This window comes from Kiloniella antarctica (genome assembly GCF_042682825.1).
Taxonomy (GTDB): Bacteria; Pseudomonadota; Alphaproteobacteria; order Kiloniellales; family Kiloniellaceae; genus Kiloniella; species Kiloniella antarctica.
On sequence record NZ_JBHUII010000003.1, the window covers coordinates 176055 to 199992 of the forward strand.

Annotated in this window: 22 protein-coding genes; 15 read left to right on the forward strand and 7 right to left on the reverse strand. The window is 43.4% G+C overall.

Annotated features, from left to right (window positions below; genetic code table 11):
* Positions 1-20 precede the first annotated feature (20 nt).
* Positions 21-1649 carry a thiamine pyrophosphate-binding protein gene (locus ACFSKO_RS06850; protein WP_380249809.1) on the forward strand — a complete coding sequence of 543 codons (1629 nt, stop codon included), beginning with the start codon at positions 21-23 and terminating at the stop codon, positions 1647-1649.
* Positions 1650-1810: 161 nt separating this feature from the next.
* Here the strand turns inward: ACFSKO_RS06850 and ACFSKO_RS06855 are convergent, their stop codons facing one another.
* Positions 1811-2020, reverse strand: coding sequence for a cold-shock protein (locus ACFSKO_RS06855; protein ID WP_380249811.1), 210 nt, complete (start codon positions 2018-2020; stop codon positions 1811-1813).
* 537 nt (positions 2021-2557) lie between these two features.
* Between ACFSKO_RS06855 and ACFSKO_RS06860 the strand changes: the two genes are divergently transcribed.
* From ACFSKO_RS06860 to ACFSKO_RS06880, 5 genes are all read left to right on the forward strand, one after another.
* Positions 2558-3031, forward strand: a complete 474-nt coding sequence (locus ACFSKO_RS06860; protein ID WP_380249813.1) for an MEKHLA domain-containing protein — start codon at positions 2558-2560, stop codon at positions 3029-3031.
* A 293-nt stretch (positions 3032-3324) separates the two neighbouring features.
* Positions 3325-4326, forward strand: a complete 1002-nt coding sequence (locus tag ACFSKO_RS06865; RefSeq protein WP_380249815.1) for a GlxA family transcriptional regulator — start codon at positions 3325-3327, stop codon at positions 4324-4326.
* A 94-nt stretch (positions 4327-4420) separates the two neighbouring features.
* A complete protein-coding gene (locus ACFSKO_RS06870) occupies positions 4421-5344 on the forward strand; it encodes an NAD(P)-dependent oxidoreductase (protein WP_380249817.1) in 924 nt (307 codons plus the stop codon).
* Complete coding sequence (gene otnI, locus ACFSKO_RS06875) at positions 5341-6129, forward strand: 2-oxo-tetronate isomerase (protein ID WP_380249818.1); 789 nt, start codon at positions 5341-5343, stop codon at positions 6127-6129. Before ACFSKO_RS06870 ends, otnI begins: the two co-directional genes overlap by 4 nt.
* Before the next feature lie 128 nt (positions 6130-6257).
* Positions 6258-6698 (forward strand): Rrf2 family transcriptional regulator, encoded by a 441-nt coding sequence (locus tag ACFSKO_RS06880; protein WP_380249820.1) that lies wholly within the window; start codon positions 6258-6260, stop codon positions 6696-6698.
* A gap of 58 nt (positions 6699-6756) precedes the next feature.
* Here the strand turns inward: ACFSKO_RS06880 and speB are convergent, their stop codons facing one another.
* The 4 genes from speB to ACFSKO_RS06900 form a co-directional block, all read right to left on the reverse strand.
* On the reverse strand, positions 6757-7725 hold the full coding sequence (gene speB / locus ACFSKO_RS06885; protein ID WP_380249822.1) for an agmatinase: 969 nt from the start codon (positions 7723-7725) through the stop codon (positions 6757-6759).
* Positions 7726-7859: 134 nt separating this feature from the next.
* On the reverse strand, positions 7860-8411 hold the full coding sequence (locus ACFSKO_RS06890) for a cupin domain-containing protein (protein WP_380249824.1): 552 nt from the start codon (positions 8409-8411) through the stop codon (positions 7860-7862).
* Between the two features lie 51 nt (positions 8412-8462).
* Positions 8463-9761: an NAD(P)/FAD-dependent oxidoreductase gene (locus ACFSKO_RS06895; protein ID WP_380249826.1), complete on the reverse strand. Its 1299-nt coding sequence runs from the start codon at positions 9759-9761 to the stop codon at positions 8463-8465.
* 1 nt (position 9762) lies between these two features.
* The gene (locus ACFSKO_RS06900) at positions 9763-11148 is read right to left on the reverse strand and encodes a glutamine synthetase family protein (RefSeq protein ID WP_380249828.1); all 1386 of its coding nucleotides are present in this window, start codon (positions 11146-11148) and stop codon (positions 9763-9765) included.
* A gap of 285 nt (positions 11149-11433) precedes the next feature.
* Between ACFSKO_RS06900 and ACFSKO_RS06905 the strand changes: the two genes are divergently transcribed.
* The 8 genes from ACFSKO_RS06905 (at position 11434) to ACFSKO_RS06940 (ending at position 21182) form a co-directional block, all read left to right on the forward strand.
* Positions 11434-12189 (forward strand): gamma-glutamyl-gamma-aminobutyrate hydrolase family protein, encoded by a 756-nt coding sequence (locus ACFSKO_RS06905; protein ID WP_380249830.1) that lies wholly within the window; start codon positions 11434-11436, stop codon positions 12187-12189.
* A gap of 32 nt (positions 12190-12221) precedes the next feature.
* Positions 12222-13568: a glutamine synthetase family protein gene (locus ACFSKO_RS06910; RefSeq protein ID WP_380249832.1), complete on the forward strand. Its 1347-nt coding sequence runs from the start codon at positions 12222-12224 to the stop codon at positions 13566-13568.
* 39 nt (positions 13569-13607) lie between these two features.
* Positions 13608-14981, forward strand: coding sequence for an aspartate aminotransferase family protein (locus ACFSKO_RS06915; protein WP_380249834.1), 1374 nt, complete (start codon positions 13608-13610; stop codon positions 14979-14981).
* Positions 14982-15070: 89 nt separating this feature from the next.
* Complete coding sequence (locus ACFSKO_RS06920) at positions 15071-16168, forward strand: polyamine ABC transporter substrate-binding protein (protein WP_380249836.1); 1098 nt, start codon at positions 15071-15073, stop codon at positions 16166-16168.
* A gap of 76 nt (positions 16169-16244) precedes the next feature.
* Positions 16245-17390, forward strand: coding sequence for an ABC transporter ATP-binding protein (locus ACFSKO_RS06925; protein ID WP_380249838.1), 1146 nt, complete (start codon positions 16245-16247; stop codon positions 17388-17390).
* Between the two features lie 36 nt (positions 17391-17426).
* Positions 17427-18329 (forward strand): ABC transporter permease subunit, encoded by a 903-nt coding sequence (locus ACFSKO_RS06930; RefSeq protein ID WP_380249841.1) that lies wholly within the window; start codon positions 17427-17429, stop codon positions 18327-18329.
* The gene (locus ACFSKO_RS06935; RefSeq protein WP_380249843.1) at positions 18326-19141 is read left to right on the forward strand and encodes an ABC transporter permease subunit; all 816 of its coding nucleotides are present in this window, start codon (positions 18326-18328) and stop codon (positions 19139-19141) included. The genes ACFSKO_RS06930 and ACFSKO_RS06935 overlap by 4 nt, the downstream gene beginning before the upstream one ends.
* 346 nt (positions 19142-19487) lie before the next feature.
* Positions 19488-21182: a methyl-accepting chemotaxis protein gene (locus tag ACFSKO_RS06940; RefSeq protein ID WP_380249845.1), complete on the forward strand. Its 1695-nt coding sequence runs from the start codon at positions 19488-19490 to the stop codon at positions 21180-21182.
* A 115-nt stretch (positions 21183-21297) separates the two neighbouring features.
* Here the strand turns inward: ACFSKO_RS06940 and ACFSKO_RS06945 are convergent, their stop codons facing one another.
* Both ACFSKO_RS06945 and ACFSKO_RS06950 read right to left on the reverse strand, forming a co-directional pair.
* Positions 21298-21705 (reverse strand): group III truncated hemoglobin, encoded by a 408-nt coding sequence (locus ACFSKO_RS06945; RefSeq protein WP_380249847.1) that lies wholly within the window; start codon positions 21703-21705, stop codon positions 21298-21300.
* Positions 21706-21869: 164 nt separating this feature from the next.
* A complete protein-coding gene (locus ACFSKO_RS06950; protein ID WP_380249850.1) occupies positions 21870-22559 on the reverse strand; it encodes a DsbA family oxidoreductase in 690 nt (229 codons plus the stop codon).
* 176 nt (positions 22560-22735) lie between these two features.
* Here ACFSKO_RS06950 and ACFSKO_RS06955 point away from each other — a divergent pair, with 176 nt between their 5' ends.
* Positions 22736-23674, forward strand: a complete 939-nt coding sequence (locus tag ACFSKO_RS06955) for a LysR family transcriptional regulator (protein WP_380249852.1) — start codon at positions 22736-22738, stop codon at positions 23672-23674.
* Positions 23675-23938: the final 264 nt, after the last annotated feature.

A 23938-nucleotide genomic window follows, 5' to 3' on the forward strand; every position in this document is an offset into this window, starting at 1 on the left:
TAGGTTGAATAGGAAAAATGATGACGAAAGTAAGTGAACGTTCTGGCGGAGAAATCCTCGCCCAAGGTCTTAAGTCACATGGCGTGGATACGGTTTTTTGTGTGCCGGGAGAGAGTTATCTTGCCGTGTTAGATGGCCTTTACGATCTCCGAGATGATATAAATGTTGTGACCTGTCGTCAGGAAGGCGGCGCGGCCTATATGGCGGAAGCGTACGGCAAGCTCAAAGGCGCCCCAGGCATCTGTTTTGTAACGCGTGGCCCAGGGGCAACCAATGCATCGATTGGCGTACATACGGCGTTTCAAGATTCAACCCCGATGATCCTGTTTATAGGGCAGGTCGCACGCCATCAGGAAGACCGTGAGGCTTTTCAGGAAATCGACTATCGCCGCATGTATGGGGAAATGGCGAAGTGGGTTGCGCAAATCGAAACGGCTGATCGTATCCCAGAATATCTAAATAGGGCATTCCATACGGCGACATCTGGTCGACCGGGGCCGGTTGTTCTGGCTTTACCTGAAGACATGTTGACCGAAATGGCATCGGTTGCCGATACGCCTTGTTATAAAAAGGTTGCTTCTGCGCCCCGTCCTGAAGATATGGCGCAGTTCAGGTCATTATTATCTGAGGCGAAAAATCCTCTTTTGCTTATTGGTGGTGGTGGGTGGAGTGCTGAAACCAGCCAAAACATCACTCGTTTCGCAGAAGGTAATCATCTACCAGTGGCTTGTGCTTTTCGGCGGCAGGATGCCTTCGATAACCATCATGAACTTTATGTTGGTGAGGTTGGTATCGCTCCAAACCCGACACTTGCAGAGCGTGTGAAAAATGCTGATCTGTTAATTGCCGTGGGGCCACGTTTGGGGGAGATGACAACGAGCGGGTATACTTTACTCAATAGTCCCAATACTCAGCAAAAATTGGTACATATCCTGCCCGGAGCAGAAGAGTTGAACCGGGTTTATAGTGCGGAACTTGCTATTTTAAGTGATTTGACAGCCTTTACCAAAGCGGCTGTTGCTTTAAAGCCTGTCGTCGATCCTGTGTGGCGAGATGCTGTTGCTTCGTTGCGGCTAAGTTATCTGACGTTTATGGGCGTTGAAATGGGAATTAAAGATTTCCCAATGCACAAAATAAGCTCTTATTTGCGTGAGAATTTACCATCGGACGCTATTATAACAAATGGGGCGGGTAATTATACTGTTTGGGGGCAGCGGTTTTATCAGTTTACCTCTTATCCGAGCCAATTGGCACCAACCTCTGGGGCGATGGGGTATGGAGTACCCGCGGGGATTGGTGCAAAAATAGCCGAACCAGATCGAGTGGTTGTTACTTTTGCCGGTGACGGTTGCTTTATGATGAACGGGCAGGAGATTGCCACCGCTGTTCAGTATGGTGCCAATGTGATCATCATTGTCGTGGATAATGGCTGCTTTGGAACAATAAGGATGCATCAGGAAAGAGAATATCCCGATCGTGTAATATCAACTCGGCTTAACAATCCTGACTTTGGGGCTCTGGCGCGTGCCTACGGTGCGTACGGTGAAACCGTTGATAGTGCGGATCAGTTTCCGGCGGCCTTTGAGCGAGCAAGAGGAAGTGGCCAACCTGCTTTGCTTCACATGAAAGTGCCTAATCTTTGGGAATAATATTACCCTATCAAGGCACGGGTTATGCCCCGGAGATATGCCACTGACTGTTCGGCCGGGACGAGCCTGCCTAGCTTGAATGGTTTCTCAATAAAAAAAGGGCGCCTAAAAGGCACCCTTTTTTTCGTATGATCAATCAAATTAATGATTGATGCATGGCATTATTCTGCAACCGCGATTGAAGAAACTGCCATTTTGCCATTACGGCCACGTTCTAGTTCGAATTCAACGCGTTGACCTTCGTTTAGACCTTGTAGGCCCGCACGCTCAACTGAAGAAATGTGAACGAAAGCATCGTCTCCACCAGCATCAGGCTCGATAAAGCCGAAACCTTTAGTGGAGTTAAACCATTTTACTACGCCAGTCGCCATTTAAAGAGACTCCTAATTTACATATCTTAAGTAACGACCCTCAAGGGCCGTGGGTAAATAGTTCGGCAAGGCCGGGAATCTTCTTTAGTGACCAGTGTAGGGCAGGCAGAGGAGGCCGGGACTTTTAAAACCATATTTGCTTTATCTATGATTTTCTGGAAAAGTCAAGTAGAAACAGCATTTTGAATTGTTGAAATTCAAAAATACGTCTTGTTTTCGTACCAAAAAAATCTATTAAAAACTTACGAAAAATAAGAAAATAATAGAGATCTATCTCAAAATGTAACAATTTATTAGAAACAAAATAAAAATTAAACAACAATTTTCATTTGTAATAATCTTAATACGTCGTAGTACTCGGGAGACACTATTCTTTATATTATCGGCTATTATATGGATGGTTAGCTATAGATACGAACCATCCAAAAAAACACCTGACAGCTAAATTATTGACTGTGGGTATTCTTATAATCCGAAGTCTCTTGAAGACCCTTGTAAGGCAAAAATACAGGTAAAGCAATAGAAGGTAACCCTGCTTTGATAAAAGTTAATAACTTTCAAGAACAGCATGCCAAACGTTTGGTACAGAGCTTTAAGTTTGTTACTGGACGGGACTTGCTTGAACCATTCCAAAGTATGGCTCAAGAAGGACTGTCTTTGGGGGAGCGTTTATTTGAATCTCCCTTTGTTGTGGTTTCTCATAGTGGCGGTTCTGACCCAAAGCTAAATTACGGCAATCAGGTGGCGTTGGATTTATGGCAGATGACTTGGGACAGCTTTGTTGGTACGCCTTCTCGCCTTACTGCAGAAAGTGAGTTTAGGGAAGGTCGTGCTGCTATGTTAGAGCAAGCCCGTATAAAAGGTTTTATTGACGATTATGAAGGTATCAGAGTTTCAAGTACTGGACGACGCTTTATGATTAAGAATGCTGTTATTTGGGCGGTGCCTGCTATTGGGTCGGAGCCAGATGGGCAAGCCGCAACATTTTCAAATTGGAATTTTTTAGAATAAATTTGGCGTTATTGGTTGGTATTATGTCGGTTTTGATTGAAATAAATAACACTGAAAAAATGAAAATTTATCTGTTATTTATATAACACACTGAAAAATATAAGAAATAATATCAATTACCTACAATATAAAGAAATCTTTATTTAGTTGACGAAATAAAGATTTCTTTATATGTTTTGTAAGGAGTGTTTGGTAAGAGATGCAAGTCAAATACTCATGTTTCTTGGGTTATAGTTTATTAATCGTCTCGATTAACTAAGGTTTCAGTGTATCAAGGTAGGGAGGAAAGCAATATGCAGTTCAAGGTGTATAGTGCAGAGCCACAGACTAAAAGATTAGCCCCGCAACGTCGTTTACAGCGTGTGGTAATCGTTGTCCTTCCTGGAACAGCTTCCCTTGATGCGAGCCTAACTATTCAGGCGTTAAAAAGTGCAAATGCTGTTGCTGGGTATGCCGTTTTTCATTGGCGGATTGCCACACTTGACGGGGAATCCATTGATTTGGAAGATGGCTTTATTCTTCATCCTCAAATGGCTGTCGGTGAAGATGAGGCAATAGATTTAACCCTTGTCTTTGGGGAATGGGGTGTTGGTACAGGACGGTCAGATATCTTTTCCAGTTGGCTCAAAAGACTTGATAGGCAAGGGGTTTATATTGGTGCAATTGGTGGAGCCTGTTACGAGTTAGCCAATGCGGGATTGTTGAGTGGTTACCAATGTGCTGTGCCGTGGGCTTATCATGATAGTTTCAAGGAACTTTATCCTTCTGTGGATATCAGGGACGCTTTGTTTTCCTGGGATCGGAAGCGGATCACCTGTACGGGGCGTGCTGCTTGTCTTGATATGGTGCTCAATGTGATTGAGCATCAGTGTGGTACCGAGATTGCCGGGCAAGTAGCCGAGGCTTTTAATTATGAAGTTCGTGGTGGAGCTTCGATACCTTTGCGACAACGCAATCTTACTCTTCAAAAAATGTCTGGGAAGCTTGCTGAAGCAGTTCGTATCATGGAAGAAAATCTCGAAATTCTATTAACGGCTGAAGAAATTGCTAATGAAATTGGAAGTTCAAAAAGGCAAATTGAGCGTTTATTTGCCCGTCACTTAAGTTGTAGCCCCAAACGTTATTACAAGCGTTTACGTTTAAAACGGGCCCGTTCTTTGTTGCGTCAGACGGCTCTTCCTGTCAGCGAAGTCGCCGTAGCCTGCGGCTTTACCTCCTTTTCTTATTTTTCAAGAGCTTATCGAGGGTATTTTGGCTCAACCCCAAGAGAAGACAGGGTTGCTCGAGTTGGATAAGTTTTTCCTTTAAAAGCTTTGACCTTCAATAATTCCTCTTTCAAAATGTTTTGACCCGATGAAGGTGTACAGCATTGAAGAGACAAATAATTTTATGACAGATACCTTTAAAATATCTTCGACCAGTAAGATCGGTGTTATTGGTCTGGGAAATATGGGATGGCATATGGCATCCCGTTTAAAGGCTGTTGGCGCTCAAGTGTTTATTCATACACGGACCCGTGAAAAAGCTGCTGATCTTGAGGAGTTGGGGCTTCTATATTGTGATTCACCATTAGATCTCGCTGAGAAAGTGGGATCCGGTATCGTGATCATTTGTGTCACCAACACTCCCGCCGTAGAGGCCGTGATAAAAGATAAAAAGGGGTTGTTGGCTGGGCTTGAGGCTGGCGCGTTAGTGATTGATATGGGAACAACGCAAGTGATGAGTACCCGTATTTTTGCTGATTTGGTTTGTGGCAAGGGGGCTGATTATCTTGATGCTCCGGTTAGCGGTGGGGCTATTGGTGCAGAGAAAGGCACACTTTCTATTATGGTGGGTGGCACAGAAGCCGTTTTCCAACGTGCCCGACCTGTATTTGAAGCTTTAGGAAAAAATATAAATCTTATTGGAATTATTGGTGCCGGACAGATTGCTAAATCTGCCAATCAAATGATTGTTGCGATGACAATAGATGCAGTCGCTGAGGCGCTGGTTCTATCTGCTGCGGCTGGAGCTGATCCATCAAAGGTTCGTCAGGCATTAATGGGTGGATTTGCGGATAGTCGTATTTTGGACTTACATGGACAGCGAATGATTGAACGCGCCTTTGATCCGGGAGCGCGTGCAACTGTCCAGCTTAAGGATGTCAATCAGGCTATGGAGTTAGCTGAGTATTACGGCGCTTACCTGCCTGGGCTGGAGAAAAATCAAGAGCTGTGGCAAAACATGGTGGATGCAGATATGGGAGATCTGGATCAGGCCGGGTTTATTTGCTCCATTGAGAGCTTAAGTAACGTAAAAAAGGAAAATAAATGATTCAATTTGCTGCCAATCTCAGCATGCTCTTTGGCGAGGTGCCGTTCCTCAATCGTTTTAAAGAAGCAAAAGCGTCTGGCTTTGAAGGCGTGGAGTTCTTGTTTCCTTATGATTATTCCAAAGTGCAATTGCGTGAAAAACTTGATGAGGCGCAATTAACGCAAGTTCTATTCAACTTGCCACCGGGGAATTGGGAAAAGGGAGAGCGTGGTATAGCCGCTTTGCCGGGTAGAGAAAGCGAATTTCAACATAGTGTTGAGCTTGCGCTTGAGTACGCAGAGTATTTAGGATGTAAACGGCTCCACGTTATGGCAGGTGTTTGCCCCGAAGGAGAGCAGATTGAGCAATGTTTCGAAGTGTACCTCGGTAATCTTGCATATGCATGTGGGCAGGCAAACTCTGCAGGCGTTACGCTTTTAATAGAGCCGATTAATACGCGTGCTTTCCCTGGATACCTCCTTTCGCATCAGGCGCAGGCGCGTAAAGTTATCGACCATCTTGCGCAACCAAATCTCAAACTGCAGATGGATCTTTATCATGCTCAAATTATGGAGGGGGATCTGACAACTCTTATCCGCCATCAAATCGACTATGTCGGACATATTCAAGTTGCGGGGATACCAGATAGATTTGAACCTTCTGGGGGCGAAGTGGATTACAACTGGATATTCTCTGAGCTTTCGCAAAGCTCTTATGATGGTTGGATTGGCTGCGAGTATAATCCCAAGGTTGAAACCAAAGCAGGTCTGGGGTGGTTGGAAAGCGCACGGAACCATTTTTCCTAAAGGGATAGCCTTGAAGGGAGGAGAGGTTAAATCAATGTTGTATTATTTCTTTTGTTTGGTTAGAGTATATACATATATTCAAAATGCTACTTTATGAAGCTTAACCTTTTAAAGGCCTAAGATCCGGAATGCGGTTAACAACTTACACTGATTATTCTTTACGTGTTCTAATTTTTGTTGGATTGAAGGGAGAAAACCTCACGACGATCACGGAAATTGCTGAGAGATATAATATATCCCGTAATCATCTGATGAAGGTTGTGAACCAGTTATCTCAAGATGGTTATCTCAAGACAATCCGGGGAAAGAACGGTGGGATGATACTTTCTCGACCTGCACCTGAAATTAATCTGGGTGATGTTGTTCGGGATATGGAAGATAACCTAGATATTGTTGAGTGTTTCGATAAACAAAAAGGCTGCTGCCAGATCGATGGCTACTGTCGGCTTCAAGGTATTTTGGAAGAAGCGGTTATCGCCTTTTTTGATGTGCTTTCAAAATACACTCTGGAAGATCTGATGGTTAACCGATCTGGATTACAAAAAGCGCTAAGCTTGAATTTTATGTGATTTATCAGAAAGAACGCAGGCGCGTGTTTTTGCACCTGCATTCTTTCTTCGTACGGGATTAACCCTTCGCCTGTTTTTGTCTTGCTAGTAGATAGAGCATTTCAAACGCCATTGTTGCGCCTGCAAGGGCTGTGATCTCGCCGACATCATAGGCGGGGGAGACTTCGACCACATCCGCGCCGACAATATTCAGGCCTTCAAGGCCACGTAAAATGGTCAGAGCCTGATGAGGAGTGAGGCCGCCGGTTACGGGGGTTCCTGTGCCGGGGGCAAAGGCTGGGTCGAGACTGTCGATATCAAACGTTAGATAGGCTTTTCTGTCGCCGACGATACGTCTGATTTCAGCAACAACGGCTTCCGGACCTTTTTCGTGAACCCAAGGAGCATGAATAATGTTAAAGCCGTGGGTTTTGTCATTATGCGTCCTGATACCAACCTGAGCTGAGCTTGCTGGGTCAATGATGCCTTGCTTGGCAGCGTGATAGAACATGGTGCCATGATCAATACGTTGTTGATCTTCTTCCCAGGTATCAGAATGAGCGTCAATCTGGATCAGAGCTAACTGACCATGTTTCTCAGCATGAGCTTTTAGGATTGGGTAGGTAACAAAGTGATCCCCGCCCAAAGTGACCATGGCGGTATCTGTGTCCAAAATAGATTTGGCATGAGCTTCGATGGCTTCAGGAACAGACATTGGCTGACCGGGATCAAAAACAAGATCACCGTAATCCGCAACGGCCAGAACTTCAAAAACATCCAGCCCGGAAGGGAAATGGGGTGCCCAAGCTAAGTTGACGGAGGCGTTACGAACAGCGCGTGGGCCAAGCCGGGTTCCGGATCTGCCTGTTACTGAGCAATCATATGGAATGCCAGAGATTGCGACATCTGCTTCGGTAAGATCGCGCGTGTATTTGCGACGCATGAAAGAAGTTGCACCTGAGTACATTGGCTCGACTTCAGTACCCAAAAGACTTGTCGACATGAAGGCGTGATCGCCTTCAGAGTTAATTCCAGAAATATCGGTCATTGTTTGTTTCCAGATTGATCCAGGTTGTTTTTGAGCTTGGTTCTATTTTAACCCACAGCACATACAGATTTATTACATGACTATTGTCAGGTAATAAAAGCCATAATTGAGAGTATTGTCAGTATCAAGGGATATTAGAAGGACGGCGGTGTAGCAGCACTGACAACTTCACACTCTTCATCACCAGGATTTCTAAAACGGTGAGGAATCTCAGCATTAAAATAATAAGCTTCACCGGCGGTTAGCACGCTAACTTCATTCCCAACTGTTATTTCAAGTTGACCACTTATAATAACGCCTGCTTCTTCACCTTTTTGGACGATCATTTTCTCGCCAGTATCACCTTGTGCAGGATATTTTTCATGAAGAACGCGCATCTTGCGATCTTTCTTTGTAGCACCTACAAGACGAACGGACATTGTTCCGTCGGACATTTCAACAAGCTCATCACGAGAGAAAAATATTTTTTCCTCTTCGTCTTCTGCTTCCATGGAGAAAAATTCGATCATGGTAATGGGAAAGCCTGAGAGAACTTTTGTCATAGAATCAATAGAAGGACTGACACGATCTTGTTCGATCATAGAGATGGCACTGTTGGTTACGCCAGCTCGTCTGGCGAGCTCTCGTTGGGATAGGCCATGCATGGCACGGAGTGCTTTTAAACGTTTTCCAACACTTGTTGACATCTCTTCGGTTTCACCTCTTGTGTTTTGTCGTAGGGTCAATTTTAGATTTTCTCAAAGTAAGTCACGTAAACGATAATATGCCATGGCAAGGACAAGGGCTGGGGTCCGTAATAAGTTACCACCGGGGAAGGATCTATGCGGTATTCTGCTGAACACATCAAAACGTTCTTCGGAACCAGCGATTGATTCGGCTATTAATTTTCCCGCTAGGCCAGTCAAAACAACACCGTGTCCCGAAAAACCGTGTGCAAAATATGTTGTTGGGCCAATTTTACCAAATTGTGGAAGTCGGTTGACGGTAATCGCAACATTGCCTCCCCAAGCATAATCAATTTTCTTATCAGTGAGTTGAGGGAAGTATTCTAGCATGTTTTTTTGCATAATCTTACTGATATCTGCTGGATTTTTTCCAGAGTAGTTTACTTCACCCCCAAACAGCATGCGGCGATCACCGGAAAGACGATAATAATTTAGAACAAAGAGAATATCTGCAACCGCTGCGTTATCGGAAATAAGATTGTTTGCTTCCTCTTCGGAAAGGGGCTCTGTTGCTAAGATGTAAGTGCCAACAGGCATGATCTTGTTATCAATTTTTTTCTCCAAACCGTCCAGATAGGCGTTGGCGCACAGAGCAACGTGTTTGCAATTAACGATACCTTTGTCGGTATGAACCTTTGGTGCTTTGCCGTGGTTGATGTGGGTTACTTTGCTGTGTTCATGGATTATTGCGCCTGCGTTCTCTGCTGCACCAGCAATTCCAAGTGTATAATTCAAGGGATGTAGGTGTCCCCCGTTTGGATCATACAGGCCTGAGAAGTATTTTTCACTGCCAATCGTGCTTCGAACTTCTTCCCTGTTGAGGATTTTACAGCCGTGGTAGCCGGCAGATTCTAGGTCTTCTAGGTATTCTTCTAACTCAGCAATATGCCGTTTTTTTGTACTGACATGATAGTGACCATTGGCGAGATCGCATTGGATGGTGTGTTTGTTAATTTGTTCCTTGGCCAAAGACATGGCTTCTTCGCCCATGGCCCAAAGTTTTTTTGCATCATCCTTACCAACCATCTTTTTTATGTCTTGGTAAGATTGGTTGTAGCCGATGATCATCTGTCCGCCACTTCGCCCAGATGCACCCCACGAAACTTTGCTGGCTTCCAGCAAGATAACTTTATATCCCCGCTCGGCTAAATGAAGTGCGGCGGATGTTCCTGTCATTCCACCTCCTATGACACAGACATCGCATTCATGTTCCCCTTGTAATTCTGGATGATCCTGCCACGGGTTCATGCTTTCTGTATAATAAGAAGGCGTATAATCAAAACTAGAGGGCGTATCGTTTTGGGCGCTCATCTCAAACGGTCCTTAGGTACCAGTCAAATTCAACTGTCGAGATGTAGCTGTTAAACCTTTCTCGCTCAGTTTTCCGGCAAGCGCTAAAAACATTACAAAACTCTTGGCCAAGGTATTTTGGTAAAATTTTCCCATTGTCGAAGGCGTCAATTGCATCTGGCCAGATATTAGGAAGAGTGGCTTCTTTCTGTTTGTAGGCATTTCCGGTAATACGCGGGCCTGGATCGATTTTATTTTCCATTCCGTGCAGCATTCCCGCAAGAACAGCTGACATAACAAGATGAGGGCTGGCATCGGCGCCAGCAACACGATGTTCGATGCGTGTTGCTGCAGGATGACCTGCTGGAATACGTAGAGCAACAGTCCTATTGTTGATACCCCAGCAAGGTGTGTGGGGAGCGTAAGATCCTAATTGAAAGCGACGATAAGAGTTCGCATTTGGTGCAAAAAGTACCATAGATTCTGCCATAGACTCACAAAGACCGCCAATGGCCCACTTAATTTCATCACTAAGGCGGTCTTCTTCGTTGGTGCCTTTACCTTGGAAAATATTTTTACCGCTTTCATCAAGAAGGCTGACGTGAATGTGTGTTCCGTTGCCTGATTCTTGGGTGTAGGGCTTTGCCATGAAGGTTGCTTCCATGCCATGGCGTTGAGCGACGTGTTTTACCAGCCTTTTAAGGAGAACAGCCTGATCGCAAGCGAGAAGAGGATCGTCCACATGGTGTAAATTAACCTCGTATTGACCAGGTGCATATTCCGCGACCATTGTATCAGCAGGGATGCCCTGTGCCTTGGCCATAGAAGCAACTTCTTCCAGGAAGTCATCGTAATCATATAGCTCATCAATGCCGTAAACGGCAGGGGCGGAGTGGCGCAGTCCAGAGATCGGCGAGACAGGGGGTTGAGGATAACCTGCTCCGGTTCTCTCTTTGTCGATAAGATAAAATTCAAGTTCGACTGCGGTTACTGGCTTTAGCCCCATGGCGGTAAAACGATCAATAATACCCTTTAGGACATGGCGCGGATCAGCGAAGAAGGGGGTTTCATCTTCTTCGTACATGGTAAGGAGGATCTGAGCCAATCCTTTTTTGTGCCAAGGAACGGGTTTCAAAGTGCCGGGAACAGCCTGACATACACGATCGGCATCACCATCGGTCCAAACCAAACCTGCACCTTCAACATTCGCGCCTGATGTATCTAGGCAAAACAAGGAGCCGGGAAGTAAAATACCTTCTTCGTAAACAGAGGCGAGTTTATCGCGCGTAATGCGTTTGCCTCGTAGGATGCCGTTTCCATCTGCGATAAGGAGTTCAATGAGCCCAATCTCAGGGTGAGTCTCAAGAAAACTAGAGTGTTCAGAATTATGATCAGTTGTACTTGTCATGATATTTAACGCCTATGGAAACCAGAATTTTGAAATTATGCACACTTTCGGCAGCTATTTGTCAAGCTTTGTCCAAAAAAAAGAGCTTATAATGAGATGTTTGTTTGTGTGGTTAATTTTTGATCGATATTTTTTACTACAATTAAGGTTCTGTTGTATAACGATATAATGTCACTGATTGAAATTATTATGTAGTTCGTTTCATTTTTTTGTTCTCTTTTTCATAAATGCAAACTAGTATTTTGTTCAGAATAACGATCAACCTTTAGTCGGACTATTTCTAATATGAGTACTGGTAAAGCCTTTGTTGGGGTCTCCACCTGTCGTATGCCCAAAAACGGTAATGAGTATGACAGTGTGAGCCGTTATTATTCTGAGGCGGCAGCTAATGTTGCGGGTGTAATGCCTTTGGGTATACCGGCTTTAGGTGATCAATTAGATAACGATGCGTTATTGGATCGGTTGGATGGTTTCCTCTTTACAGGCAGCCCTTCCAACGTTGAACCTCATCATTATCGGGGTGCGCCCAGCGAAGAAGGTACGCAACATGATCCCGCACGGGATGCGACAACCTTGCCTTTGATCAAAAAGGTATTGGATAAAGGCATACCTATGCTGGCTATCTGTCGAGGGTATCAGGAATTAAATGTTGTTCTTGGTGGAACTCTATACCAAAAGGTTCAAAATCAACCGGGCAAGATGGATCATAGAGCAGATATGACGGGGACTATAGAAGACCGCTTTGTTCTTGCTCATGAAATAGAGCTGGTGCCCGGTGGCGTATTGGCTGGTTTGATGCCTGATCAAAAAGTTCTTGTAAACTCTGTGCACGCACAAGGTATAGATCAGTTGGGAGAGGGGTTGGCAGTTGAAGCTTATGCCCCAGATGGGTTGGTCGAAGCCGTCAGTGTCTCCGGGGCTTCTGCATTTGCGCTGGCAGTGCAGTGGCACCCGGAATGGAACGCCAGTGATAACAAACTTTCCAATGCTATCTTTAGAGCTTTTGGAAATGCATGCCGAGAGCGGGCGACCCGACGGTAAGTAAAGCCAATAGCCATTATAATAGGTGATTTATGACGTTTGAGGAATTAGAACAGTGGTGTAGTGATCGCCGTATTACGGAAGTCGAGTGTATGATACCGGATATTTCGGGTGTTCCACGCGGCAAGATCCTGCCTACAGAAAAATTCTTGCGAGGAATAGGAAGTAGCGGGCATCGTCTTCCTGAAAGTATTTTTATTCAAACCATTACAGGTGAATGGCCCGAAGAAGATACTTGGGTTAATATTGTTGATCACGATGTGATCCTTGAAGTTGATGCTTCGACGATACGCCCGGTTCCATGGTACAAAGAACCTACTGCGCAGGTTATTTGCGACTGTGTTTATCCTGATGGCAAGCCAGTTGATATTTATGCCCGCCAGATACTTCGTACTGTACTTGGTTTGTATGAAGAAAAAGGATGGAAGCCTGTAATTGCACCAGAACTTGAGTTTTATCTTGTTCAAAAAAATACAGATCCGGATCTACCACTTAAGCCTCCGATTGGTAAAAATGGCCGTCCTGAGACTGCGCGGCAGTGCTATGGTATTGATGCTGTAAATGAGTTCGATCCAGTATTTGAAGATGTGTATGATTATTGCGAAGCGCAAGGTTTGGATATTGATACTCTTAATCATGAAGCGGGCGCCGCGCAGATAGAGATTAATTTCCTACACGGAGATCCTCTTTCTTTGGCTGACCAGGTCTTCTTGTTTAAACGCACTGTACGTCAAACGGCTTTGTCACATGATATCTATGCGACTTTTATGGCCAAGCCGATGGAGAATGAGCCAGGAAGCTCAATGCATATTCATCATTCTGTAATCGATGCTAAAACGGGTGATAATATCTTTAGCGATGCTGATGGTAATGCAACGGAACTCTTTGAGAATTTTATTGCTGGATTACAACGTTACTCTAGTGCTGCGATGCCATTCTTTGCCCCTAACGTGAATTCTTATCGTCGATTTGGATATGATGAGTCGCCGATTAATACGCATTGGGGGGTGGATAATCGTAGCTGTGGCTTTAGGGTGCCAAATTCTAGCCCTATTAGCCGCCGTGTCGAGAACCGTCTATGTGGGTCTGATGTAAATCCATATCTTGCCATCGCAGGAAGTCTATTGTGTGGTTATTTGGGAATGACTGGAGGTCTTAAGGCCGAACCTGAAACAACGGGTAGTGCTTATGATCTTCCAAGAGGACTTCCCCTTTATTTATCTGACGCAATAGTGTCTCTCCTGGATTGTAAGCCGATTAAGGATATTCTCGGAGATCGTTTTGTGGAAGCGCTCTGTGCGACCAAAGAAGTTGAATACAATAATTACCACCAAGTTATCAGTTCGTGGGAACGCGAACATCTGTTGTTAAATGTCTAAAGCCAATAATTTTTTAAATTTGGCAGTGAAGAGGCTGTTATGAAGCATATTAATAAAAGTACAGAATATTGGCAGGACCTAGATCGGGAGCACCATCTGCACCCCTTTACCGATACCAAAAGTCTGAATGAAAAAGGCACACGCGTAATCACAAAGGCGGACGGTATATACCTTTGGGATTCTGATGGTAACCGTGTCCTTGATGGCATGGCGGGTCTTTGGTGTGTAAATATTGGTTATGGCCGAAAAGAATTGGTTGATGCGGCACAGCGTCAAATGATGGAACTGCCCTATTACAACACGTTCTTTCAAACAACCAATGCTCCTGCAACAGAACTTGCTAAGTTACTTTCTGAGGTTACACCTGAGGGATTAAACAGGGTTTTCTTTGCCAATTCAGGTTCAGAAGCCGTTGATACTATTATCCGTCTTGTCCGCCGTTACTGGCAAGTAGAAGGCCAACCTGACCGTAATGTGATCATTAGCCGAAATAATGCCTATCATGGAAGCACAGTCGCCGGTGCGTCACTTGGTGGAATGGACCCTATGCACGAACAAAGTGGCCTTATGATGCCGGGTATCGAGCATATCATGCAACCATACTGGTATAAGGATGGTGGTGACCTTTCTCCCGAAGAGTTTGGTTTAAAAGCAGCACAGGCTTTAGAAGAACGTATTCTAGAAGTTGGACCGGGAAAAGTAGCTGCTTTTATTGGCGAGCCGATCCAAGGAGCAGGCGGAGTTATCGTGCCGCCGGAAACCTACTGGCCAGAGATTCAACGCATTTGTACAAAGTATGAAATCTTGTTAGTTGCGGACGAGGTTATTTGCGGTTTTGGCCGAACTGGAAATTGGTTTGGATCTGAAACTTTTGGCATTAAGCCAGATCTTATGTCTATGGCAAAAGGGATGTCTTCTGGATACCTCCCTATTTCTGCCGTGATGGTTGGGGATCGTGTTGCAGATGCCCTTATCGAGAAAAGTGGTGAATTCTATCATGGATTTACCTACTCGGGTCACCCTGCCTCTTGTGCCGTTGCTATCGAGAATATTCGCTTGTTGCGTGATGAGGGTATTATTGATCGCGTACGGGATGAAACCGGGCCTTATTTCCAGAAGCGTTTAAGGGAGCTTGAAGAACACCCGTTGGTTGGTGAAGTTGTTGGTTGTGGTCTCATTGCTGGCTTTGTCTTTGCCAAAAATAAGGAAACGAGGGAACTCTTTGAAAATGGTTCCGAAATCGGTAATATTTGTCGTGATCATTGTTTTAATAATGGGCTGATAATGCGGGCCTGTGGGGACCGAATGGTACTTTCACCACCATTAATAATGTCTAAGGTGGAAATTGATGAGTTGTTTGATAAGGTAAAGTATTGCCTTGATTTGACGGCAAAGGATCTCGGAAAGTTATAACTGGGAGTGGGTATTGGAGAGTCATAAAAACAGATCTCGGTACCCACATAGCTTTTCTGGATAAATTTAAAAATAATGGAGGCTACATCGTGAAAAGTTTTGGAAGTGGTTTGTTGACCAGTGTTGTTGCATTGGGGATGGCATTGAGTGCTCAAGCGAGTGCTGAAGAGGTCGTGAATGTCTTTAACTGGTCAGATTATATCGACGAAGAAATTCTTGCGGATTTTGAAAAGGAAACAGGCATTAAGGTTGTATATGATGTTTTTGATTCAAATGATGTTTTAGAAACCAAGCTTCTAGCAGGGAGTTCAGGTTATGATGTAGTTGTCCCCTCGGGAACATTTTTGGCACGACAGATACAAGCAGGTGTTTTTCAAAAACTTGACCAAACCAAGTTAAGTAATAACGGTAATCTTTGGGATGTAGTTTCTGAGCGCGTTGAAAAATACGATCCAGGTAATGCGTATTCTGTCAATTATATGTGGGGCACCACGGGCATTGGTTATAACGTTGATATGATTAAAGAACGTTTAGGCATTGATCGTATAGATAGTTGGGATGTTGTTTTTAATCCTGAAAAACTAGCTAAGTTAAAAGATTGTGGTGTTTATTTACTAGATGCATCCGATGAAATGATTCCAGCAGCTTTGAACTATCTTGGCAAAAATCCGGATAGTCATGATAAAGCTGATATTCAAGCTGCTGAAGACTTATTGATGACAATCCGCCCTTATATTCAGAAGTTCCACTCTTCTGAAAATATTTCGGCGCTTGCAAATGGTGATATTTGCCTTTCTGTCGGTTGGTCTGGTGATATTCTTCAGTCACGCGATCGCGCAGCTGATGCAGATAACGGCGTTACAGTGGATTATGCTATCCCAAATGAAGGTGCCTTGATGTGGTTCGATCAAATGGCAATCCCTGCGGATGCTGCAAATTCAGATAATGCGCACAAGTTTATTAATTACATCATGCGTGATGACGTAATGGCAAAAGCTTCAAATTATGTTTATTATGCTAACGGAAACCTAGCTTCGCAAAAATTGTTAGCAGAAGATGTTATTGGCGATCCTGCAATTTATCCCGATTCAGGTACTATGCAAAAACTCTATACTCTGACACCTTACGAGCCCAAGATTCAACGTGTTGTTACACGTGCTTGGACAAAGGTTAAGAGCGGCAGCTAGTCTAAAATAAAACGCCGCCTAATGAAAATTTAGGCGGCGTTTTAATGTATGCATAGAGCTTCTGATTGAGGACGTCATGAATATCTCACCTGCTAAAAAACCATCGACCAAATTTCAGCCATGGGAAGATCCTGCACAGGAGCCTCTGGTCAGGTTTGGTAATGTGACCAAGCGATTTGGGTCCTTCACAGCCATCGATAATGTCAGCTTGGATATTTATGAGCGAGAATTTTTTGCTCTTCTTGGTCCATCCGGATGTGGGAAAACCACGATGATGCGGATGCTGGCGGGGTTTGAAACTCCAAGCGAAGGCTCAATATTCCTCGGTGACGAAGATATTGGGTCGGTGCCACCTTATAAACGGCCTGTAAACATGATGTTTCAGTCCTATGCGCTTTTCCCTCATATGACAGTTGAAGCAAATATTGCTTTTGGTCTTAAGCAAGATAAGTGGCCCAAAAATTTAATTAATGAACGCGTTGAAGAAATGCTCTCGCTCGTCCAATTGACTAAGTTTGCCAAGCGAAAGCCGCATCAGCTTTCTGGAGGACAACGCCAACGTGTTGCTCTCGCTCGTTCATTGGCGAAAAAGCCGAAATTACTTCTTCTTGATGAGCCTTTGGGCGCACTGGATAAAAAACTTCGGGAACGTACTCAATTCGAACTGATGGATATTCAAGAAAAACTTGGAATGACTTTTGTTATTGTGACGCATGACCAGGAAGAGGCTATGACTGTTGCCAGTCGTATTGCTGTGATGGATGATGGAAAGATCATTCAAGTCGCTACACCAGAGGTGATCTACGAGTATCCTAACTGTCGATATGTCGCAGATTTTATCGGCGATGTGAATATTATCGAAGGCCGACTTAATTCTCGTACTGAACAGGGAATTAAACTTTCGTGGGCCGAGGGACAAGATGACATTTTTATCGCCAATAATATAGATCGTCATGCGGACGAAAATGCCTGTTTTGCAATTCGTCCTGAGAAAGTCCATGTCACACGTGAAGAGCCAATGGATGCGGATAATAGAGTGCGGGGCGAAATTCATGATATTGCCTATGTCGGAAATTTATCGACTTATTATGTAAAACTTGGGAATGGAAAAATTTTCAAAGCTCAGGAATCTAATCGCCGACGTTTAGCTAATCGCGAATTTACATGGGAAGACAAGGTTTGGTTATCCTGGCGTAATACCGCGGGTGTCCTTCTAGACTAATGACCCAATTAATACCTGAATTAGTAGAGGGATATCATGGATAGGAAATTTGGACGGTTACTTCTCATTGGACTGCCTTACGTTTGGCTGTTCGTGCTTTTTCTCGTGCCTTTTGGTATTGTTTTTAAGATTTCTCTTTCAGATGTTGCCGTCGCTATTCCTCCCTATACACCGTCTTTTGATTTAAGCGCGGGATGGGAAGGGGTTTTAAATTTAATCGCGGAATTGGACTTTGAGAATTATATTTGGCTGACAGAAGATGATATTTATTGGACAAGTTATTTATCTAGTTTGAGAATTGCCGGTATATCTACTATTTTTACACTTCTTGTTGGTTATCCGCTTGCATATTCCATGGCAAAGGCGCCTTCAGAATGGCGCGCAACCTTGTTGATGCTGATCATTCTACCTTTCTGGACAAGCTTTCTTATTCGTGTTTACGCATGGATTGGGATATTGAAGACAGAAGGGTTGCTTAACCAACTCCTAATGTTTGTTGGGGTGATTGATGAGCCTTTGCAGATTTTGAACACGGATACTGCTGTTTATATTGGCATTGTCTATTCGTACCTTCCTTTTATGGTTTTGCCTTTGTATTCAGCTTTGGAAAAGTTGGATGGGTCATTGTTGGAGGCTGCTCAGGATCTTGGCTGTACAAGTATCGAAGCCTTTTGGAAGATAACATTTCCTTTGTCGCTACCTGGGGTTATAGCGGGTTCTTTTCTTGTCTTCATTCCAGCGATTGGTGAGTTTGTTATCCCGGACCTTCTTGGCGGGTCAGACACCAAGATGATTGGTAAAACGCTTTGGGCTGAATTCTTTAGTAACAGAGACTGGCCTGTCGCATCAGCAGTTGCTGTGCTGCTACTGTTGTTATTAATCATTCCAATAGTCCTCTTTCAAAAACAACAAGAGCGTGCTCAGGAGGCCGAAAAATGAATGGCCGTTTTACATGGTTCAATACGACCTCTTTAACCGTTGGGTTTGTTTTTTTGTATCTACCAATTCTATTATTGGTGTTCTTTAGCTTTAATGAATCCCGGCTCGTGACAGTATGGGCTGGATTTTCTACCAAATGGTATGTTGAGCTTTTTAAGGATGAAGCCTTTCTCGATGCTGCTCTTGTAACTTTTCGCGTTGCATTGCTTTCTGCAACGTGTGCAACAATTCTCGGAACGTTGGCTGCTGTAGTGATGGTTAGGGCAGGGCGCTTTAAAGGCCGTACTTTGTTCTCAGGGATGATTTACGCACCTCTTGTCATGCCAGAAGTAATTACTGGATTGTCTCTACTTCTTCTTTTTGTGGCAATGGGTGTTAGCCGTGGATTTTGGACAATAACTCTGGCTCACATAACCTTTTCGATGTGTTATGTTGCTGTTGTAGTGTCGTCGCGTATGGTTACCTTTGATACTTCTCTTGAGGAGGCTGCAACTGATTTGGGGTGTACACCTTTTCAGTCATTTATAAAGGTGACATTACCCATAATGGCACCTGCAATTATCTCTGCTTGGTTATTATCTTTTACCCTTTCGCTTGATGATCTGGTCATAGCTTCGTTCACCTCTGGGCCTGGAGCGACGACATTGCCAATGAAGATATATAGCCAGGTACGCTTGGGGGTTACGCCTAAAATCAATGCTCTATCAACGATATTGATTGGTATTGTAACAATCGGTGTTTTGGTTGCCTCTTATCTTACCAGGCGCTCAGAATCACGGCGAAAAGCAGATGAGTTACTTGCTGAATCGTAACGCATGATTTCTCGTTAAGATTGCTCTGAAACATGGATATTAATCTCCAAACAGAGCAATTTTTTTACTTTTTTATCTGTGGCAAAAGAGCACGGATAAAATACTGTGATATTAAAAATTTAATACTAGTTATTGAAATATATCAATTATATTAATTTTTAAGATGTTTTTGTCGCATTGTGACACGGTGATTTTTTAATGAAGATTAATACTTTCCTTGATTATAAACAAAGAATGTTCTGCATCATTTTTTACACCTTTGAGGTGTGAAGAAAAGTCGTGGAACATCATGCGCCTTAACAACGCGCCTGATGGAGTGTGTATTATTTTTCATTGAGAGTGACATATGTTCATTAATAATTTTCAAATAAAGCATTTGGGTATGATTTTTTCTGTACTCTTGTTAGTCGTTGTCGGGATTGTTGGCACTACGACGTATTTAAGTCATCATGGCAACGATGAAGTAGGTCAGCACTGGGATACATTTCATCAAGTAGATTACGCAAAACTAGAGTTGGTTACCGATTTACAAAGCGCAATGGGTTTTGGGGGGATGGTTCACCAGTTTAAGAACTATGTCCTCCGTCAGGATGTCACCAGCATTGAGAAGATTAAAAAAAATATATCTAACGCGCGTAAGGCATTATCTGTTTACGAAAAGCTTGGTGTGAATAAAAGTGAAGCTGATGCTCTTAAAAACATAACATTCGTCGTTAATATTTATGCGAGTAAGATTTCAGTAGTACAGAAGATGGCCGCGGCAGGGAAAACGGCTCGTGAAATCGATGCTGCAGTAAATATAGATGATGGCACGGCCCTAATGGCGATTTCAATATTAAGGACAGAAATCTTTAAGAGGAGCCAGATTGTGAATATATCTGTAAAACAGTCAATCGCGTTTATGGATAATATTAATGGCATCGCGTTAACCTCTATCTTTGTGTTCTTACTGGCCATGTCAGGAATGAACTTATGGTGGTCAGGAAAGCATTTAACCAAACCTATGACGGCATTAACCAGTACAATGACTCGCTTGGCGAATGGCGATCTTTCTGTTGGTATTCCTGCCGTCGGTTGGCAAAATGAAATTGGGCAGATGGCAAAGGCTGTATTGGTGTTTAAAGAAAATGCCGTCAAAATTCGTGATATGGAGGCTGATCAACGACGGAATGAAGAGCGTGTTGCGCAAGAACGAAAAGCCTTTATCCAGGAATTGGCAAATAATTTTGAGAGTCAGGTCGGTTCAACAATAAGAGAAGTCAGCAATGCGGCGGTAAGCATGCAAAATTCGGCGCAAAATTTGACCTCGACAGCTCAAACAACTTCCAAACAAGCTACATCTGTTGCCACGGCCTCTGATCTAGCTGCTTCAAATGTGCAGACTGTTGCTGCGGCTGCAGAAGAATTGACGGCCTCCGAATTGGAGATTAGTCGTCATGTAGGTCGATCCTCTGACGTTGTTGCTGGAGCCGTGGATAAGGCAAGTCTTGCACATGAAACGGTGGGTACGCTTGTGAGCTCTGTGGATGAGATCGGAAAGGTTGTTGAGCTGATTACAGGCATTGCGGAACAAACTAATCTGTTGGCCCTGAACGCAACGATCGAAGCAGCAAGAGCTGGTGAGGCAGGTAAAGGTTTTGCCGTGGTAGCAAGCGAAGTAAAAAATCTTGCAAACCAAACAGCTAAAGCAACTGAAGAGATCAGCGGACAAATCTCCAACGTTCAGTCTGTTACAGAGGAAGCTGCAAAAGCACTGGAAGCAATCGGTAATGCAATTCGCGACGTAAATGAAATTGGTGGCGCGATTTCGATCGCTGTCGAGGAGCAAGCCGCGGCTACTCAGGAAATTGCCCGTAATGTAGACCAAGCATCGGCTGGAACTAGAGAGGTATCACGTAACATTCAGGAGGTGACAAAAGCCGCGTCTTTAACGGGTGAAACTGCGCAAACATTGTTAGATTTTTCTGGTTCTCTGTCAGATCAGGCAATGCAATTACAAAGTGGTCTTGATACATTTTTGGTACAAGTCAGGGCTGGATAAGATTTATTTGGGATAAAAACAATGGCGCTGATTTGAACATATGTAATCAGCGCCATTGTTTCGTAAACGTTATAAGGCTAAGGAGGTTAACTTGAAGGCCAAATCGTCCTGGCATTTAACGGTTTTTACTGTTTTTAGAAGTGATATTCTCTGGTCTATAGAACATGCCTAACATCAGACTTTGGGCAATCCTCTCTGCTTTAATTTGAATCTCAGCAGAGATATCTGATTGGAAGAGCTCTTTATTGGTTTCTAGAAATAGCTCCAGCCATCTTTCAAAGAAGTGTCGCTCGATACCTTTTATTTTCATATGGGCTATCATTGGGTTTCCCTTATACTGGCCGGATGTCAGTAATACAGAAGACCAAAATCGGCACATGGTTTCTAGATGGGGATCCCAATTATCACCAATGGTGTTGTTGAAAACATCCTTTAATAATTCGTCTTTTCTAATTTTACCGTAAAAAGTATGAACCATCGTATGGATGTTTTGATCTGTGATGGTATCAAAGGGCATATTCATCTTCAAAAAACCTGCTACCAATTAATTAAGGTGAATATAATATATATGTTTTTACTTGCAATGAATATTTTGTCGCAGATTTTTATTCTCTCATCTTTAAAACTAGCAAACGAGTTTTTTTGACGCTCGATATTATCGAAATAAGCGACTAATTAAATGCCGTATTAAATACTGAGTATTTCTTTTTGTGCGGGGCTTGAGTTAATATAATCAGTGAAATATTGAGCAAAGAATTCTCTGGAATTTGACCCTGGGACAAGGTGTTGTTCGTTTATGATAAAGGTCGGAACGCTGCGAACAGTTAGACGATTTATCCTGAGTTGCTTTTCATGTATTTCTCTTACAATCTTATCTGAACTGAGTGCTTCTTTTGTTTGTTGCCGATCAAGGTCTTGTGATACGGCGAGATCAAGAAGAGATTCTATATTTCCAACATCCATACCATGGGTGAAATACTGTTCAATCAGGGCTTGATTAACGGTTTCTTGCTTGTCGAATTTTTCTGCCCAGTGAATTAATTTATGTGCATTTAATGTGTTGTAGTAATGCGTTCTTTTACTAAAATCGTACGTCAAATTTGCTTTTTTTGCAGTTTCTATAAGGTTGGTACGATAGCGTAAGAACTCCTCTTTCGTCCAACCGCTACGGCGTGTGAGATGTGATTCAATTTCTTCACCTTCAGGACGCATGTCAGGATTAAGTTCAAAGGGCAGAAAATTGATTTTTGCATCCAGTTCTCCGTTCACCTGACCCAATGCCGCTTTCATGTTGTTGTATCCAATTGGGCACCATGAACAGACAATGTCATGGATCATTTCAATTTTAATTTGAGGCTTAGTTGAGAAGGATGGCATGATTTTGTTATCCTATTAAATTTCCATAATTACTTTGAAACCGTATATGAGAGCGTGGTGTAATTGATAACCGATAAGTTAAGTCAAAATTACGATTGTTATTAGATCACTAATGTGGAAATGATTATTGCGGTTTACGCATAAATAATTTTGCTTATTGATAATAGAAGATAATCATGGATCACCTCGGCGCCATTACCTTGTTTTGTAAAGTTGTAGAAACGGGATCTTTCTCTGAGGCGGGAAGGCAATCAAACTTGGCACCATCCTCTGTTTCTCGGCGTATTGTCGATCTGGAGGGATGGATAGGCGCGTCTTTATTTCATCGAACAACAAGAAAGTTAAACTTAACCGAAGTTGGTCGACTGTTTTATGAAAAAACTCAAGGAATCCTTCTTGATCTTGAGGAGGCGCGGGTGCTCGCTGCAAATATGGAGGGCCATCCCTCTGGACTTGTACGTGTCACTGTTCCAGCAAGTCTGGAGCAACATATTGTTGTTGCTATTTCCCTTTTTCAATGCCGTTGGCCTGATGTTAGTTTTGGACTTATCTCGACAGATCGCCAAGCTGACTTGGTTTCGGAGGGGATTGATGTCGCAATTAGGGCGGGTAATCTAGCTGACTCAAGATTGAAGGTACGTAAAATTGCTGAAGTCAAACGCAGATTGTGCGCAAGTCCCCAGTACCTAACGACGGCTCCTGAGTTAAATTGCCCCCAAGATATTGGAAAGCATAGCTGCTTAACTCTTAGCCGAAAACCGGGTTACAATACTTGGAAATTCACGGATAATAACAAGGTGGTTGAAGTTCAGGCTTCTGGAGGTTTTAGTGCAAATAGCGGAAATATGCTTGTGACTGCAGCGCGTCATGGTCGGGGATTAATTTTATCACCGGACTGGCTGCTCGGCCCTTCGATTTCAAAGGGTGAGCTTGTGGATCTTTTACCTGATTACTCTCCGTTTCCTGCAATGACAGCTCTATATGCTGTTCATACTTATCAACGTTTTATTCCACCGAAAGTAAAAATCTTTATTGATTTTTTGGTTGAGCGTTTCGGTGATAGCTATGATTGGGCGCAAAACCCTGCTGAGGCTGATCTTCCTGATTTAATGTAACCAGAATTCTACCAAAACAGACGAATAGAATGCTTTGTAATATTTTTAATTTAGGACTCTTTTGCACCAAGAGCGTTATTGAGCTACAAAGTGTCGCGCAGGCGTTTGTAAGGCTGTCTGCCTATCTTTATGTATAATGAAAACCCATGAAATTTTCATGGTTATTATTAATTAAATTACAGGCTTCAAAACAGAAGCCTTTATCCGGAGACGCAAAGAGATGACCCGCACGATCGTCAGTTCAGCCACCAAAGAGTTCGCGAT